Below are 16,817 nucleotides of genomic sequence, written 5' to 3'. Positions count from 1 at the left end.
TGAAAATAGATGGGAAAAGCCGTATATATGCGCTTTGGTGGATATTTATTCATAGCTAACCGTTATTTCCGCATGCACGAATCCGCACCCGGAGCCGAAAAGCTGCCCGGCGTCTCGATCATCGGCGCGTCAGGATACTCCGGCGCCGAGCTGACCCGCCTGATTCTCCGCCACCCCGCCGTCCGGCTGGAACGCCTTTATGCCTTTTCGCAGGCGGGGAAATCGGCCATGTCGCTCTACCCCGCAACCGGATGCGACATGACCTACCACACCTACGAAGGGGAAACCCTGAGCGACATCTACTTCCTGGCCCTCCCCCACGGCGAGGCCCACGCCATCGTCCCGCGCCTGCAGGCCGCCGGCAGGATGGTGGTCGACCTCTCCGGAGACTTCCGCCTGCGCGACACGGCCGAACACGAACGCTTCTACGGGGGAAAAAAGCCTGCGGACGCGGTCATGACCTACGCCATGCCGGAACTCTCGAGGAAGGAGATCGCCGCATCGCGCGCCCTCAGCAACCCCGGCTGCTACGCCACCGCCATCATCCTCGGCCTCGCCCCCCTCTTCGACGCCGCTTCGCCCCTGCCGAAGGTGCGTTCGGTCGCCTGCGCGGCCATGTCGGGACTCTCTGGGGCGGGCCGCAGCTCGAAGACCGAACTCTCGTTTGCCGAAATGGGCGGGAACATCCGTGCCTACAAGGTCGGCATGCACCAGCATACCCCGGAGATCATGCAGGCGCTCGGCACCTCGGCGACGAACCCTTCGTTCGATTTCAGCTTCACGCCTCTCATCGGCCCGCTCGTCCGCGGCATCTACGCAACCCTGACGGTGAAGCTTGAAAAACCCGTCGCGCAGGCCGACGCAGCCGCCGCCTACGAGGCGTTCTACCGTGACGCCCCGTTCACCAGGGTGCGCCGCCAGATGCCGGAGGTGCGCCATGTCGCCCATACCAACTACTGCGACGTCTTTCCGGCATACGCCGGCGAAGACGGGACGCTCACTGTCGTCTCGACCATCGACAACCTTTTGAAGGGTGCCGCGGGCCAGGCCGTCGAGAACATGAACATCATGCTCGGCATAGACCAAACCTCCGGCCTCTGAACCAACCGCAACCAACAACCAGAAGACGACCCCGTTGAAAAAAAGAGAGAAAGCCCTGGAGACCATCTTCCGCCACGCCGCCGAGACCGCATGGCCGGAAGGGGTACGGCCCATGGGTTCACCTGAAGAGGCATCCGCCGGGTTCTGGCCCGAGGGATTCGTCACCTCCGCCGCTTCCGCCGGCATCAAGTATTCCGGAAGGAGCGACATGTTCCTCATGCTCTCCGACACGGCTGCCGCCACCGCCGGCGTCTTCACCACCAACCTCTGCTCTGCGGCTCCGGTCGTTCTTTCTCGGCGCCATCTCGAATCGGCCGGCGGCGCGATGCGGGCCATCGTCTGCAACAGCGGCAACGCCAACGCGGCGACCGGAGAAGAGGGAATGAAAGACGCCGAAACCATGGCACGCGAAACGGCCCGGGCGCTCGGGATCGAAGCGCGTGAGGTCCTTGTCTCCTCGACCGGCGTCATCGGCCAGCTGCTGCCGATGGACAAGGTGGCAGCGGGCATCGAAGCCCTGCCGGCCGGACTGCAGAAGGAGTCCGGCATCGAGTCCGCCGAAGCCATCATGACCACCGACACCTTCCCGAAATTCTTCTCGCTCGACGTCGCCCTCTCCCATGGCACCGCCCGGATCTCGGGCATCGCGAAAGGATCCGGCATGATCGCCCCGAACATGGCCACCATGCTGGCCTTCATGGCGACCGACGCGTCGATCGGGCATGAACTGCTGCAGGAGGCCCTCCGCCGTGCCAACAGCAGCAGCTTCAACGCCATCACGGTCGACGGCGACACGAGCACCAACGACATGGCCGTCATCATGGCCGGCGGCACCGGTCCTTCGATCGAAGCCGGAAGCGGAGATCTCGAGCGCTTCACCCTCGCGCTCGAGTCGCTCATGGGCTTTCTTGCGCGGCTCATCGTCATCGACGGCGAAGGGGCCACCAAACTCGTCGAAATCAACGTCCGGGATGCCGCAACCGAGGAGGAGGCCGCCATGGCGGCGCGCACCATCGCCACCTCGAACCTCGTCAAGACCGCCCTGCACGGAGAGGACGCCAACTGGGGCCGCATCATCGCCGCAGCGGGCCGTTCCGGCGCACGCTTCCGCGAAGAGGACCTCGAGCTCTTTTTCGAAGAGCTGCCGATCCTGCGCAAAGGACTCAGGGCCGACTTCTCCGAAGAGGAAGCGGCGGCGATCCTCCACCGCCCCTCCTACGCCCTCACCCTTCGGCTCGGAGCCGGCAGCGCCTCGGCGCGGGTATGGACCTGCGACCTCAGCAAGGAGTACGTCGACATCAACGGCAGCTACCGGAGCTGACCTCCTTTCTTCAACCCCTTCAACGCACGCTATTGAAACAGAACGATCCACTCTCCTGCTGCGACCTCCGCCCGGCCCGCAAGGCTCCCAAGACGGCCATCGGCCAGGTGCTCATCGAAGCCCTGCCCTACATCCGCCAGTTCGAAGGGAAGACCTTCGTCATCAAGTACGGCGGATCGGCCATGAAGGACGAATGCCTGAAGAACTCGTTCGCCCAGAACGTCACGCTCCTGCGCAAGGTCGGCATCCAGGTCGTGCTCGTGCACGGGGGCGGCGATGCCATCACGAAAACCGCTGAAAAGCTCGGCATCGAATCCACCTTCGTGCACGGCAAGCGGGTCACCGACAGCGAGATGATCTCGGTCGTCCAGATGACGCTCGCCGGCAAGGTCAACCAGGACATCGTCCGCCTCATCAGCGAGCACGGGGGCAAGGCGGTCGGCGTAACCGGCCTCGACGCCGACACCATCAAGGCAATGCCGTGCCGTGAGGCCGGTACGCTCGGCCTGGTCGGGGAAATCAAATCGATCAATACGGCTTACATCGACCTGCTCTGCAATGCCGGGCTCATCCCCGTCATCGCACCGATCGGCTTCGACGAAGAGGGGAAGATCTACAACATCAACGCCGACGACGCCGCCAGCAGCATCGCCATCGCCCTGAAGGCCGAAAAGCTGATCTATGTCAGCGATGTTGCCGGCATCAAGGTCGGCGAGCGGATCCTGAAGACCATCTGCAAAACCGAGGCCGCCGACTTCATCGAGCAGGGCGTCATCACCGGAGGAATGATCCCGAAGGTGCTCTCCGGCTTCCTGACGCTCGACGGAGGGGTCCGGAAGATCCACATCATCGACGGAAAGTCCGTCCACTCGCTTCTTCTTGAAATATTCACCCATGAGGGCGTCGGCACCCAGTTCATTACCGAAGAGGTCGAAAGCGCCAACCCTTAACCAACAGAAGGCACCATGAAAACCAACGATAAACGCGATTTCCTCGGCTTCGAGCCGCTCGACGCAGCCAAGATCATAGAACTCTTCGACTACTCGCTCTTCATCAAGAAGGCACGGCGCCAATCCGCCCGCAGCTTCCGCCCGCTCGAGGGAAAGACCGTAGCCATGATCTTCAACAAGCCCTCCCTCAGGACACGGGTCTCCTTCGAGCTCGGGATCCACGAGCTCGGCGGCTACGCCATCAACCTGGACGGAAAATCCATCGGCGTTGGGTCGCGCGAGTCCGTGGAGGATATCGGCCTCCTCCTCTCGCGCTACAACGACGCCATCGTCGCCCGTCTTCACGAACACTCGGTGATCGAGGAGCTCGCCGCGAGCGCCACGATCCCCGTCGTCAACGCCCTGACCGACCTCTCCCACCCCTGCCAGATCCTGGCGGACGCGTTCACCCTCTACGAAAAGGGTCTCTGGCGGGAGGGCATCAAGGTGGTCTTCGTCGGCGACGGCAACAACGTGGCCAACTCATGGATCGAGCTTGCAGGCATCCTCCCCTTCCATTTCGTCCTGGCCTGCCCTGAAGGGTACACGCCGGACGAGGGCCTGCTCGAGGCCGCCCGGAAACGTGGCATCAGCAGGATCGAGATCCTGCACGACCCCATGGAGGCTGCCAGGGACGCCGATGTCCTCTACACCGACGTCTGGACCAGCATGGGCCAGGAGGAGGAGCAGAAGGAGCGGCTCAGGGCGTTCGCCCCGTTCCAGATCAACGAGGCCATGCTTGCCGTGGCAAGTCCCTCCGCCGTCGTCATGCACTGCATGCCGGCGCACCGCGGCGAGGAGATCTCGGCCGGCGTGATGGACGGGCCGCAGGCCATCATCATCGACGAGGCCGAGAACCGCCTGCACGTGCAGAAGGCCCTGCTCGTCAAGCTGCTCAACCATGACGAGTACCGCAAGTTCCACCTTACGCACCGCCTGCAGAACGCCGCGAGGAACCTCAAGTCCTGAGAACAGAGCGATGAACAAGCACACACGCCAGCAGCGGATCCGCGAGATCATCCAGCAGGAGGGCGTCGGCAACCAGCACGACCTGCTCCGTCTCCTTCGCGAGTCCGGCATCAAGGTGGCGCAGGCGACGCTCTCGCGCGACTGCGCCGAGCTCGGCATCGTCCGCTCGAAGACCCATGCCGGCTACCGCCTGCTCTTCGGCGACGAAAGCACCGGACGGATCATCAAGGGACTGGTCGGAATGGAGGTGACCTCGGTCGCCTCGAACGAAACCTCGGTGATCGTGCGCACCCTTCCCGGCCGCGCGCACGGTGTGGGATCCTGGCTCGACCAGTTCAGGAGCCCGCTCATCCTCGGCACCATCGCCGGCGACGACACGGTGCTCGTAATTCCCGATTCAGTAGAGAATATTTCGGTGCTGATGTCCTATATTCAGAAAAATCTTTCCACAAACTGATTAACTCCACACACTACGATGCAGAGAGAAAAAATTGCGCTCGCCTATTCGGGCGGACTTGACACTTCGGTCATGATCAAGTGGCTGAAGGACAAGTACGATGCCGAGATCGTCGCCATCACCGGCAACCTCGGGCAGCAGAAGGAGATCGAGAACCTCGAGTCCAAAGCGAAGGCCACCGGCGCAAGCGGCTTCCATTTCGTCGACCTGAAAAAGCCGTTCGTCGAAGAGTACATCTGGCGCGCGCTGAAGGCCGGTGCCCTCTACGAGGACGTCTACCCGCTGGCCACCGCGCTCGGCCGACCGCTGCTCGCCAAGGCGCTCGTCGACGTCGCACTCGAGGAGGACTGCACCATGCTCGCCCACGGCTGCACCGGCAAGGGCAACGACCAGGTCCGCTTCGAGGTCACCTTCGCCTCTCTCGCCCCGCACCTCAGGGTGCTCGCTCCGCTCCGCGAGTGGGAGTTCACCTCGCGCGAGTCTGAAATGGATTATGCCATCAAGCACAACATCCCGGTTTCAGCCACGAAGAAAAGCCCCTACTCCATCGACGAGAACATCTGGGGCATCAGCATCGAATGCGGCGTGCTGGAAGACCCGATGGTCGCTCCTCCCGAGGACGCCTACCAGATCACCACGTCTCCCGAAAGTGCCCCGAACGAGGCAACCGTCGTCGAGATCGAGTTCGAAAAGGGCGTTCCCGTATCGGTCGACGGAAAGAAGACGTCGGGCCTGGAGATCATCGAGCGCCTGAACGTGCTCGGAGCGAAAAACGGCATCGGACGCCTCGACATGATCGAGAACCGCGTCGTCGGCATCAAGTCCCGCGAGATCTACGAAGCGCCGGCGGCCACCATCCTGCACTTCGCGCACCGCGAGCTCGAGCGCCTCACCCTCGAGAAGAGCGTCTTCCAGTACAAGCGCCACATCGCCCAGGACTACGCCAACATCATCTACAACGGAACCTGGTTCTCGCCGATGCGCACCGCCCTCGACGCGTTCGTCGACGATACCCAGAAGCCTGTCACCGGCATGGTCCGCCTGAAGCTCCTGAAGGGGTCGGTCTCCCTCCTCGGCCGCCAGTCCCCCTACTCGCTCTACAACGAGGCGCTGGCCACCTACACCGAGGCGGACTCCTTCGACCACAAGGCCGCCGAAGGGTTCATCCAGATCTACGGCCTCGGCCTGAAGACCTACAGCGAGGTCCACTCCTCGAAGTAAGCTTCGCCGTTCCGTATTCCATGACGCATATGCCCCCGCTTTGGGGGCGCATGCGTTTCCTCATTCATCCTTTTCCCACCCGCAAACAGCCGCAACGATGAGCAACAAGAAAGAACTCCTCTGGGCGAGCCGATTCAACGAGCCCTTCGACCGCGACGCACTGAAGTTTTCCTCGTCGGTCCACGTCGACGGCAAGCTCTTCCGCGAGGACATCCGCGGATCCATCGCCCATGCGACGATGCTCGGCGAGGAAGGAATCATCGGCGAGGAGGAGGCGCGCGCCATATGCACGGGGCTGAAGGAGATCGAGCGTGAGCTCGAAGAGGGCTCGCTCGTCCCCCACTGGGAGGACGAGGACATCCATACGGTGATCGAGAACCGCCTGAAGGAGAAGATCGGCGCAGTCGCCGGCAAGCTCCACAGCGGGCGGAGCCGCAACGACCAGGTGGCGACCGACACCCGCCTCTACATGCGGGAGCGTATCGATGAGCTTCAGGTGGCGCTCAACGACCTCCTCGAAACCCTTGTCGAAAAAGCCGAGACCTACAAGGACTCCATCATCTTCGGCTATACCCACCTGCAGCGGGCGCAGCCGATCTCTGCCGGCCACTACTACCTGGCTTACTTCAACATGTTCGACCGCGACACCGATCGCCTGCTCGATCTTTCGATGCGCGTGGACGTCTCCCCGCTCGGGGCGGCAGCCTTTTCAGGCAGCACCCTGCCGCTGAACGTCGAAAGAACGGCCGAGCTGCTGGGCTTCACCGAGATCTTCTCGAACAGCATCGACGCCGTCAGCGACCGTGACATCCTGATTGAATTCATCTCCTGCTGCTCCATCATCATGATGCACCTCTCGCGCTTCTCGGAGGACATCATCCTCTGGAGTTCGTACGAATTCGGCTACCTGGAGATCAGCGACGCCTTCTCGACCGGATCGTCCATCATGCCGCAGAAGAAGAACGCCGACATCGCCGAGCTGATAAGAGGCAAGACCGGCAGGGTCTACGGCGACCTCATGGCGATGCTCACCATCATGAAGGGGCTCCCCCTCTCCTACAACCGCGACATGCAGGAAGACAAGCCGCCGCTCTTCGACAGTGCCGAAACGGCCATCTCCTGCGTAACGCTCTTCAACCGCATGCTGCAGCACACCCGCCTGAAGGAGGAGCGGCTGGGCGAGCTCACGAAAAAGGATTTGAGCCTGGCCACCGAGATCGCCGAGTACCTCGTGAGGAAGGACGTGCCGTTCCGCGACGCCCACCGCATCACGGGAAAGATCGTGAGCTGGAGCATCGAGAACCGGACTCCCCTGCCCGACATCCCGCTCAAGCGGTTCAGGGAGTTCTCGGAGGTATTCGACGAGGGAATATTCGCGGCGCTGACGCCGGAGGCGAGCATCACTTCGAAAAAGTCGCACGGAAGCTGCTCGTTCGAGTCGGTCGAACGGCAGATCAGGGAGGCTAGGGAGCTGCTCGGCTGAAGGACCGGGTCAATCGAGCGACTCTTCGCTCGATTCTTCCTGCAGGGATCCGGAGTCCCAGTCAGTTTCGAGCCTGCCGCCCGGCAGGCTCTTTGAGGAGTAACGGTGTACCCTTGCGCCGTCCTCACACCCCTGCATGCAGGCAACGGCTTCCTCCAACCCGCGCTTTATGCTGTCAAAGAGAGAATCCATAACAGGTTCTTATCATTCCTTACTATCATTTCTTAATAGCGCACGTGCGCCATTCATGAGGCTCTTCATCCGGCGTGGCGCTCTAGGAACCCGGCAGCCACAGCCTGCGCCTCTGCCGCTCCGGGGCTGACCCAGAACCCGAGGTGTGAGCCGTACTCGATCCAGTGGCGCCGGGCCCCCTCGATGCTTTCGTAGGCGTAGACCCCGTCCCAGAACTTCACGTCGGCGTCGTGCGTCCCGTGCACGACGAGCGTCGGGCAGTTGATGGCACCGAGCGGGATGCGCGTGTAGGTGGCGAACACCGCCACGTCGTTCTCCGTCCCCTCTTTTCTCGTATGGTACGGGAACATCGTCTGCATGAAGGCGTGCACGAACTCGAGCTGGCGGGGATCCTGCATGGCGGAAGCAACCTGCTCGTTCATCTGAGACTTGGTGTAGTAAGCCTCGCTCATGAACAGCTGCTTCAGGAAGGAGGCCGGGCTCACCTTTTCCATCAGGTTGGTGATTTTCTGGCCAAGGCTGTTGAGAAAGAGGGCTTCAGCGACCGGACCGACCTTTTCGGGAAGCTCGTAGAATCCGCTGACCGCGTCGATGGCGACGAGTGCCGAAATCCGGTCGGGATGGCGCATGGCGAAGAAATACCCCGGAGGCCCTCCTGCCGATGCGCTGACGACCGAGACCTTCCCGATACCAAGGGTGTCGAGAAGCGCGGCCAGAAGATCCGCCTGCTCCTCCATCGTGCGGCCGCTCTCGAGGGGCGTGCCGAGGTATCCGGGGCGCGAAGGGCAAAGAATGCGATACTTCGATGTGTCGATCCATCGGGCGGCAATCGCCATGGCCTGGTCATGCCCGCCGAGACCACCGTGGATGACCATGACGACCGGGCCATCAGATCCAGCCAATGAATATTCAATCATACCGGCCTTGGTCTCGACGGTAACCGGATCAGCAATGATCACGGGCATTAATTCCTGTTGATTCATTTTTTCCCCGAGGAGATGATTTAAGCAGTAGTTTTTTCGTGACCCCTGTCCTATACCCTACCAGAAAGATGGGCGATGGGGCTTCACTTCTGCTAAGTGATCATTCAATGCTCCGCCCATATCGCCCGTGTATATGCTCCACAGAATCTTTGCCTGGGCCATGTTGGCAACCTCTTTGATTTCCCCGGCAGGAATCCCCCTTTCCCCAGCAAGAATCCCCCCGCCGCAGTGGCTGTCAACGCAGACAAAACGATAACTGTTACCAACTTTTCTGACACTGAAATTGTTAAGGTGATGCACCGGCATATAGGGGAGACGCCCCGAAGGCATCCGCCCGACATACAATGACCCGTCCTTGTAAAAGGCCACGGCCACCGTCCAGAAGGCAGGCTCTTTACCGAAAGCCGTCAAACAGTGCGAGGGGGTTTCATATGTGTTATCGCCATGGGGACCGGCAATGTGTGTCTGGACCGCCCCCTTGTGAAGCCCTCCACTTGAAGCAATGTCTATCATCTTTTTAACATCAAAGTTCCCGCCGAAAATATCATCCCCTGTCGGAATACAAGCCGTTTGTACGGCTGTCACCATCTTGACATCCAGGGTGTTCCCTATCTTAACTGTGTGGCGAGCCATGACCATGGTCGGAAAAACAATAACAGCCAGAAAAATTATCACTCCAAACTTTTTCGGCGCTCCGCTGATTTTAATGGGAATGCGTGGTGGTAGGATACGGTCGGTGCCCGACCATTAAAGATCGAACACGGCAATTTCAGGGCGTGAACCTAGGCGGGCAGCAATGATTGACATTCCTATCCCTCTGGACACGTAGAGTCTGCTACCGGGGATATCGTAGAAACCAGCTACAAAATGACCGCTTCCTCCTGGAGTAAACGGTGCCCACCTCCCAATCGTAATTTGTCCTCCATGGGTGTGTCCAGACAGGCATAAGGGAAATCGACCTGATCCCATAAGTCGGGGTACTTCCGGCAAGTCGAAAAATCCGGGCGAATGTTGCAACAGGACGGTTGTGGCTACGTTTTCCCTGTGCAAGGACCCGGTTCGCTCCAACAGCTCCAGGTCAGGGTTCCCGCCGGTGAAGTCATCAAGGCCTATCAGCTGAATTGTGCGCTTTCCTTTCGTGAATGATGACTGTCCGTTGACAAGGAGTCGGTTTCCCTGCCGATTCTCAATGGCGGCGCGCAATTCCGAGAAGTCCACATCGCTCCAATGCTCCCAGTTGCCGGGGACTGCAATCAGGGGAATCGGACCAAGATCTTCCACAAACGCTTGCAGCAACGGTAACGCGTCAGCACGATCAATCATGTCACCAGTCAAGACCACCAGATCAGGCCGCAATTCCTTCACTTGGTTCACCAGTGCCTTTTCATGCTTTCCGACGGCTTGGAGGTGGAGGTCAGAAAGTTGAACAAGTCGTAAACCCTGATCATCAGATTGATGACGCATATCATGGTAGGTCACCTCCATGCGGGCGGGCTCAATAAAAAAAGCCATTCCTAGAACTACCAACAGGACAGTGATCAACAGAAGTCCGGCGAAGGAGCGGATGTTAGATTTCATGGCTGAGAGTGTAGGGATCGCCAAAAACCATTCCTCGACTCTCAAGAAGGGATATGTGATCTTCCCAGGTTTTGGGCTGCTTTGTGAAGGGGGAGGCCATATAATCCAGCATAAAAAAACCCGCCAGTTTGAGGGCACGCTTGCGCGCATAGCCTTAACGGGTTTTGTTACCTAAAATGTACAAAATGACCCCAAGTAATTCAAGCGAAATACGCGAGGACAAGGTAAGAGAGAGTGGTAAATGACGAGTAGAAAGGTGAACGGAAAACGTGTTCATCGAAGGAACCAGCGCGGGAATCATGTCGATATCGTTTCGGATTAAGATATACGGACTCTGCGGGTGGTCTGGATGGCGAGGCTGGGCCTATGTTTTGAGGGATTACTAATATATTAGCTTTACATAACTAATATTATACAACAATCATTACATAAAAAGAGTCATCAGATACTGAGCGCTCATCATCACCCGCCCGACGAAACTACTGCCGAATCCAATCCCCCAAGGTCGGGTCGGGTGACTGATGTTGTTATGCATCAACAGGAAGGTTTATTGAACAAGTTACCACCTTAATCAACTGTCTGAAAATCGGGGTCCACTACATGCTTTCCAACCCGGCGAGAGCAGCCTTTTCTACGCTCGATTCGATGAACAAACTCATCAGATGTCCCCCGGATCTTTGGGTTCGGACTTGGACAACGTCTCAGCAGTAATATCAACGTCTTCTTCAGGAAGTGGGAAGGATTCGAGCTTAGCTTTCAAATCGGATGCAACTGACTCGGCCAGCTTCATGAAGCCTTCTAACCGTTTAATTTTTTCTTGCTGTCGCCGCCGAACATCGGCATTGGGGTAGAGATCCTTTCCGAGATCCGCATTACTCGAAACGAAACGGATCACGATTTCCGGGACACCTTGTTCAGCCTCTGCGGCATCTGCGAGTTTGACCCACTCCACGGACTTGTCCACTGCAGCCCGTGCTGCTTCAGACAGACAATACCCGATAAGTACCTTCGCCGAGTAATCAAGCCCGTCTACCATGGCAAGCCAACTATCCGCTTCAGATTGTTCCGTGTTTTTCTCGTTTGGCCAGCGGGATGAACGAAAGTAGCGAGGAGTTTCATTTTCCGGATCGAGACTTTCGATAGCGCGAATGACTGGTTCTAAATTTTCAAAAGGACGTTTACCATTTGGCAATTCTGCACGATGTTTCCAAAGCACCATAATCGCTTCGAAACAATTCTGTTCGGCCAAACTCTTCTCTTCGTCCGTTGCGTTTTCCGCCTTGACGATAAGATCGGCGATATAATGCGCCATCCAACGGTCAAGGGTATCCACTGATGGCTCTATCCCAAGTTCCTCTACCAGTTTGCGGCCTAAAGCCAAAATGCGTTCAGAGTGTGCGAAACTGTCCATCTGCTCCGAGGAGGTAGAGTCTGGCTTTCGTAGGAATTCGATTTTTGTTATCATTAACACCGCTTTTGTATGGTTGATATCGTCGACGGCGCTCAATCTGCACTTCAATAATCAGATCACGATCGAGTTTGGCCAACATCGAGGTTAATAAGCCCAACGAGCCTTGAAGACGACTTCCGCATTCCGGATTTCTGCTTTCGTAGTGCTTGGCCTCATCGTAATGACCCCATACCTGGGATACCATGACAACTGATTTCCCTCTATCTTTCCAAAGTCTGCGATCCGAGTCGGTTTCGAGCCCCATCACATCAATGATTTGACGCGCGGGCATCGCTGGAGGGAAACTGATCCCCCCGGCCCAACGATCAAGACCATCCAATCCCTGGTTTCCATTATTGTCGACTATCCAACCCTTAAGCGAAAAACCGAACTTATCTATCTCCATATCACTTCCCGCTCTCGGTATCGCGTAATCATAAAAGCTCTTAGCCGTGCCGAGTGCTCTGAGAAGCGAGAGCGACTTATCGGGCGACACTAACGCACTGTAGATACGGGTCGATTGCTCATTCTCGGAATCAGCAGCTGTCCAGTATCCCCAAACGTTAATCATATTGGTGGCCTTGAGCACCTCGTCGAAATCTTCTGCTGCGATACTCCTATATGCGTCGCCATCCTCCTTTCGATCCTGCCAAACGGAGCGTTCCTGCGGCGTCGGATCGCGTCGATCCCAAAGCCAACGCCCATCCTTTCGTGATAGATCGTGACGGTCGAGCCAGTCTGCGAATTCATCTTCTTCGCAATGTACCGAATCGCGATGCGTAGGCTTACTGGCCAATAGGTTTCCGGCAACGACCATCATAGCATGATAAGCAAGATAAAAATGGAGCGTGTCGGCACGTGGATACGAACCGTGGGAATGACGGGTGTAATTGTCTTCGTAGAGCTTTCGTCTGCTCCGCTCATCTTCATCCCATCGCCCGCTAGCTGTGTAACCGAAGTCCTTTCTGATTATTTTAAGCGCCTCTGACTCGACCTCGTTTTGTGACATTGCGAACACACGGCCCAGAGGTTCGTACCAATATGGTCCGATGTCGATACCAAAGTAAAAACGATCGTCTTCGTTGGTATATGTTTTCTCTTTTTTCTTATAACGAACGCGATCGAAGGATTTGGATTCAACGACAGAGTGTGGTGATACATTAACGTGGTCAAGGCGATCCTTGAGACTATCCCGGTCTGCCAAAGCCCCATTATTAATGAGCGTGAGCACTGCTCGCGCGGAAAACTGCCTGATCAGAACGTGAGGCTGGTCATTCAAAGCCCAATCCACAAGCTGGTTCGCAAAAGGCGTAAGTACCGCTGGAGATTCGACTGCAGCGCGTGCGATGCCAATTAGGAACCATTGACGCGCATGTAGCATATAAAAAGGCAGTCTCGCATCCGCAAAGGGTCCGCTCTTCCTATCTGCAGCGAACTTGAAAACATGGCCGAGAACATCTTGTCGTCCCAGGACAACAAGTCCCACAACCACATGTGCGCCTTCCCACCGTATGACGGCATCGGGTGCTGCCATGGACGCCCAGATGTAACCTGCCAGCGAAACCTTAACGTCAGTGGGTGGCAAGAGCTCGTTTGACCATGGGCCATCCCCATCTTTTTCTTCCAAAACCGGAGTAAAGAGTTCGAGGCCAAAGCTTAAAGCCTCCAGTGCTTCGTCTTCCGATAGCTTGATGGCAATTAGGCCAACTAGCGAGAAGAGTCGGTTGGAATCCGCGAGGTCGGGTGCTTCTCCAACGGCGTCGAGCACGACATCGACTATTTCGACTTCACTCATCCCCGCCAAGGTGCCGGCCGTCTTGAAGGGCAGCACTTCATAGTATCGGTTTTTCGCAATTTCCATGCAGTAGCGGCGACAAAAAACTTTGAGCGTAAAAGCAAGTGCGCGCGTTGTCGATGGTCGGTCTTTCCATGCATCCGGAACCTGCTCCAAGAAAGTCCGAAAATGGTAAAGACCTAATTCAGGAACGTTGCCAATGGCCTGAATGAAGGCTGCTTCAGAGCCAACCGGCACGCGCCCGATGGCTTCCTCGAAAAACTGATCGTGATCCCACGGCGACTCAGTATTTTTGAATGCTGCAAAGGCTTGTGAAAGGCCATCGGCATTGGTCAGATTGCAGCCAGAAAACACGCCATCCCAATCCCGCGCGGACTTGGCTAGCACATAATTTGGGCCGTCAACCTGTTCGTATTTCTCTCGTCTGCCTGCACTCTTTTTTGTCTCATTAAAGGCAATAACCTCATCGAGGCCATCTATCGTCACGTTATGCCTGGAAGTAATTTCCTTGAACCTAGAGAGATCTCCTTCGTTGAATTGCATGTACCGATAAAGATGCGCGGTCTCGGCCTCTTTATCGGCTTGTGTTGAATACTTTGATAGCACGCTTTCGAGTAATCGGTCGTATGTCCAGTGTGCACGAAAACCGATTAGGGGCAGTGCGTCGCGTGCATCCAAGCTTCCGCATTGAATCAGTCGCCTTATAGCCACAGGGAGTATCCGTTCAGAGTATCCGAAATTTCGGTCTCGCCAACGGCTCAGTATCGCCAAGGATGACGCCGGGCAAAGGCCACAGAGTGCCTCGATGGTGGATTCCCAATCAAAGTGCTTATCTCGGACATAATCGTACGTTAGTTCGGCACAGCGCGCAAAATGATAGGCGATCTCTGGTGAGGGGCGGTCAGTACGAGCGGCACGATCCGCCAAGCCCAAAATGGCGTCCCAGCGTGAAAGATTCTCGTCACCAATCTTGCTCGCGACCTCAACTGCATCATTGAAATATGCTTCCGCTTCTGACTTGCTCACCAGAAGAATAGCGCGAGCTGCATCGATGTAGCCTTCGGATTTGCTGTCCGCATCGGATCGTTCTTCCTTGGTGAGATTAAACGCTTCGAGAGCAAATTTGAGCGCTGCTGCCCTTGTTGCTTCTTTCTGACCGCATAACCGCGCGAGAGTGGTCAGGGTGGGTGTGAAGAGCTGCCTCCTCAGACTGTCCTTCCATTGCGAAAAGGCTGCCAATGTTGACTCATCCGCCGCGTCGAGTTGGTGCAAAATGTTCAACCACAGCAGAGCGATCTCGTTTGATGTGTGGAAATCGTCGAGATAGTATGCTTTTCGCGCGCTCTTAGACACCTCGCACGTCCTTTTAAGTTCGTCGTCCAGCAATGCTATCGACACACGACCGAGAAAAACTGACGCCGAAAGCTGATGCCACGGAAGCAGGGCGCCAATGTCTTCCTGAAACTCATGGAGATCGCGTGATGTGGAATGCTGGGCTTTCTTGTCTATCTCAGCCCGCAGCTCTGGATGGGCCAGGTCGCGGACGTCCAGTACATGCCCCCGTAAAGCCGCACGCAAGCAATACGCCTGAAGTATCGGAAATCGTGACTTCGTGAATCGCGACGATAGCGCCCGAGGGGGCTCGCTCGGAAGATAACGCGTAAGCACCGCCGCTGCCTCATCCGCAGTGCATACCGCCTGTTGCAACCCCGCTTCGACCAGTGCGGTTACCGAACCGAGGGCTGTTTCCTGATCATCCCATGCGTGGTCGTTCATCAAATTCACTCGCTTGCTGGAGACAAGTCGAAGGGCCCGGTGCGTAACTTCGACCGGCGGTATCCGCTGAATCTCACGGAGTTCGACGGTGATAGCAAGCACAAGCCAAAGATTGTTCCCGGCAGCAAGGGCAAGTGTATCCACATCCTGAATCCGCCCGTGATCGATAAGACGCCTCGCCACGGACCGGCCAACGCGGAATGACACTTCTCGCGGTCGCCAGAACCCAAGGCTGTGTGCGCCACTTGCGGGGCCGTGAATGTTGACATTGGCAAGTGTCAGCTCAACGATATCTTGGTCCGAAATCTCTTCATTTTTACGCTCGTCGGGGGTCAATCGGCTCCAATTGCGCAACCACTCCTCGGCCATGCGCAGACGGCTTCGTGCATCACTGACAAGTTCCGGACGACCTGACAGAAAGGCCGCTTCATAGGCATGATGTGAACCGAGCCAGCCTGAGCCAAATATCCGTCGGGAGACGATTTCCTGAATAAGGTCGGTTTCCAGAAACGTTGCCGCCAGATCAGTGTTGGCTTGCAGAATTGTTCTTTGCCGATCGTAACCGGCCGTCTCGCCGCCTGCTTTCAGAGCAAGCTTGGCTGCATCAAGATAGCGCTTCGACCGTAGCCCTGCTTTCAGTGCAATTTGCAGACGTTGCAGTTCAACATCGTGCTTTTCGAGCGGACTCGTTTCTGGAAGTGCTGCTGAGGTGAGGGCTAATTCCACAAGCTCGGAAAATTTCCCAGCCTCCAGCATCAACTGTGGCAGCACCGATGCCACGTAAGCGCTTTTCGTTGCCAGCGGCATCAGATTCGCGATAAACCCATCCATAGCACCGGCCGGCGGCTTGAATTCCTTGCGAAACCACGTCTCGGCAGGTTCATCGAAAAATTGAATGGTATCACCGGCAAGGAGCAGCGGTCGACCTAAATCGATGGCAAAACTTTTGATAGCCTGCTCATCAACATCTGACATTTGAGACAAAATTGGAATCGGGATCAGAGGGCGGAGGATCGCCAGACCAGCACAAATTTTGTCGAACTGGGCTTTTTCAAAGAGGCCGACGCTATCCTTCAGCTTCGCGATGGCGCCTTCCAACAAGCTTTTAATCGTGCCTTCGACGGTTGTCGGATTGGGCCCAAGCAGTCGCAACGTATCAGAAAGGAGATTATTACGCGACAGGGCGAGCGCCTGGACGCGCGGGTTATGAGAACTCAGGCGATGGAATTCATCGATATCGTGTTCGCTTGCGTCTGAGAACCTCTGCTTGAGATGGGCGGCCGTTTCCTCACGGCTGAACGGCGCCAGTTCGCATCGGATCACGTTGACTGGTGGATCAAGATAGTTCTGACGATGCGAGCGGCATAGAAAAACTGGCCCTTCGTCGAATTTAGTGGGTCGCTCTTCGGCAAACTACTGCATTGTCAGATTGCCATGTCGAGCTTCCCGCAGTAAAACAGGATTCGGGTTCGGTAGCTTTCGAAGCTGTGGAACCCACGGGC

13 protein-coding genes are annotated in these 16,817 nt (G+C 57.1%); 7 read left to right on the top strand and 6 right to left on the bottom strand.

The window, feature by feature from the left end; genetic code table 11:
• The first annotated feature begins 72 nt into the window (after positions 1–72).
• The 7 genes from argC to argH all read left to right on the top strand — a co-directional run bounded on the left by argC (position 73) and on the right by argH (position 7,541).
• Positions 73–1,101 carry an N-acetyl-gamma-glutamyl-phosphate reductase gene (gene argC, locus E0L29_RS07510; RefSeq protein ID WP_131357165.1) on the top strand — a complete coding sequence of 343 codons (1,029 nt, stop codon included), beginning with the start codon at positions 73–75 and terminating at the stop codon, positions 1,099–1,101.
• 112 nt (positions 1,102–1,213) lie between these two features.
• Positions 1,214–2,422 (top strand): bifunctional glutamate N-acetyltransferase/amino-acid acetyltransferase ArgJ, encoded by a 1,209-nt coding sequence (gene argJ / locus E0L29_RS07505; protein ID WP_131357501.1) that lies wholly within the window; start codon positions 1,214–1,216, stop codon positions 2,420–2,422.
• Between the two features lie 32 nt (positions 2,423–2,454).
• A complete protein-coding gene (gene argB, locus E0L29_RS07500; protein ID WP_131357162.1) occupies positions 2,455–3,372 on the top strand; it encodes an acetylglutamate kinase in 918 nt (305 codons plus the stop codon).
• A gap of 15 nt (positions 3,373–3,387) precedes the next feature.
• Positions 3,388–4,380, top strand: coding sequence for an ornithine carbamoyltransferase (argF, locus tag E0L29_RS07495; protein WP_131357158.1), 993 nt, complete (start codon positions 3,388–3,390; stop codon positions 4,378–4,380).
• Between the two features lie 10 nt (positions 4,381–4,390).
• Complete coding sequence (locus tag E0L29_RS07490) at positions 4,391–4,837, top strand: arginine repressor (protein WP_131357155.1); 447 nt, start codon at positions 4,391–4,393, stop codon at positions 4,835–4,837.
• A gap of 18 nt (positions 4,838–4,855) precedes the next feature.
• The gene (locus E0L29_RS07485) at positions 4,856–6,058 is read left to right on the top strand and encodes an argininosuccinate synthase (RefSeq protein WP_131357152.1); all 1,203 of its coding nucleotides are present in this window, start codon (positions 4,856–4,858) and stop codon (positions 6,056–6,058) included.
• Positions 6,059–6,155: 97 nt separating this feature from the next.
• Complete coding sequence (argH, locus tag E0L29_RS07480) at positions 6,156–7,541, top strand: argininosuccinate lyase (protein ID WP_131357149.1); 1,386 nt, start codon at positions 6,156–6,158, stop codon at positions 7,539–7,541.
• A 9-nt stretch (positions 7,542–7,550) separates the two neighbouring features.
• On the opposite strand, the gene E0L29_RS11685 is transcribed toward argH, so the two are convergent.
• The 6 genes from E0L29_RS11685 to E0L29_RS07455 form a co-directional block, all read right to left on the bottom strand.
• Positions 7,551–7,679, bottom strand: coding sequence for a hypothetical protein (locus E0L29_RS11685; protein ID WP_278248906.1), 129 nt, complete (start codon positions 7,677–7,679; stop codon positions 7,551–7,553).
• Positions 7,680–7,798: 119 nt separating this feature from the next.
• Positions 7,799–8,698, bottom strand: coding sequence for an alpha/beta hydrolase (locus E0L29_RS07475; protein WP_242664317.1), 900 nt, complete (start codon positions 8,696–8,698; stop codon positions 7,799–7,801).
• A 75-nt stretch (positions 8,699–8,773) separates the two neighbouring features.
• Positions 8,774–9,391, bottom strand: coding sequence for a hypothetical protein (locus tag E0L29_RS07470; RefSeq protein ID WP_131357141.1), 618 nt, complete (start codon positions 9,389–9,391; stop codon positions 8,774–8,776).
• A gap of 72 nt (positions 9,392–9,463) precedes the next feature.
• Positions 9,464–10,294 carry a metallophosphoesterase gene (locus E0L29_RS07465; RefSeq protein WP_165498855.1) on the bottom strand — a complete coding sequence of 277 codons (831 nt, stop codon included), beginning with the start codon at positions 10,292–10,294 and terminating at the stop codon, positions 9,464–9,466.
• Between the two features lie 658 nt (positions 10,295–10,952).
• Complete coding sequence (avs3b, locus tag E0L29_RS07460) at positions 10,953–11,705, bottom strand: AVAST type 3 anti-phage proein Avs3b (RefSeq protein WP_207387763.1); 753 nt, start codon at positions 11,703–11,705, stop codon at positions 10,953–10,955.
• Positions 11,683–16,638, bottom strand: coding sequence for a hypothetical protein (locus E0L29_RS07455; RefSeq protein ID WP_207387762.1), 4,956 nt, complete (start codon positions 16,636–16,638; stop codon positions 11,683–11,685). The genes avs3b and E0L29_RS07455 overlap by 23 nt, the downstream gene beginning before the upstream one ends.
• Between the last annotated feature and the right edge of the window lie 179 nt (positions 16,639–16,817).

It is taken from the genome of Chlorobium sp. N1 (assembly GCF_004332115.1).
GTDB lineage: Bacteria > Bacteroidota > Chlorobiia > Chlorobiales > Chlorobiaceae > Chlorobium.
This window is presented reverse-complemented; position numbering and strand designations above follow the sequence as displayed.

Excerpts from the sequence above, each read along its gene's own strand:
- argC (WP_131357165.1), top strand. The coding sequence starts at position 73 with ATGCACGAATCCGCACCCGGAGCCGAAAAGCTGCCCGGCGTCTCGATC.
- argJ (WP_131357501.1), top strand. The coding sequence starts at position 1,214 with ATGGGTTCACCTGAAGAGGCATCCGCCGGGTTCTGGCCCGAGGGATTC.
- argF (WP_131357158.1), top strand. The coding sequence starts at position 3,388 with ATGAAAACCAACGATAAACGCGATTTCCTCGGCTTCGAGCCGCTCGAC.
- E0L29_RS07490 (WP_131357155.1), top strand. The coding sequence starts at position 4,391 with ATGAACAAGCACACACGCCAGCAGCGGATCCGCGAGATCATCCAGCAG.
- E0L29_RS07485 (WP_131357152.1), top strand. The coding sequence starts at position 4,856 with ATGCAGAGAGAAAAAATTGCGCTCGCCTATTCGGGCGGACTTGACACT.
- argH (WP_131357149.1), top strand. The coding sequence starts at position 6,156 with ATGAGCAACAAGAAAGAACTCCTCTGGGCGAGCCGATTCAACGAGCCC.
- E0L29_RS11685 (WP_278248906.1), bottom strand. The coding sequence starts at position 7,679 with ATGCAGGGGTGTGAGGACGGCGCAAGGGTACACCGTTACTCCTCAAAG.
- E0L29_RS07475 (WP_242664317.1), bottom strand. The coding sequence starts at position 8,698 with ATGCCCGTGATCATTGCTGATCCGGTTACCGTCGAGACCAAGGCCGGT.
- E0L29_RS07465 (WP_165498855.1), bottom strand. The coding sequence starts at position 10,294 with ATGAAATCTAACATCCGCTCCTTCGCCGGACTTCTGTTGATCACTGTC.
- avs3b (WP_207387763.1), bottom strand. The coding sequence starts at position 11,705 with ATGGACAGTTTCGCACACTCTGAACGCATTTTGGCTTTAGGCCGCAAA.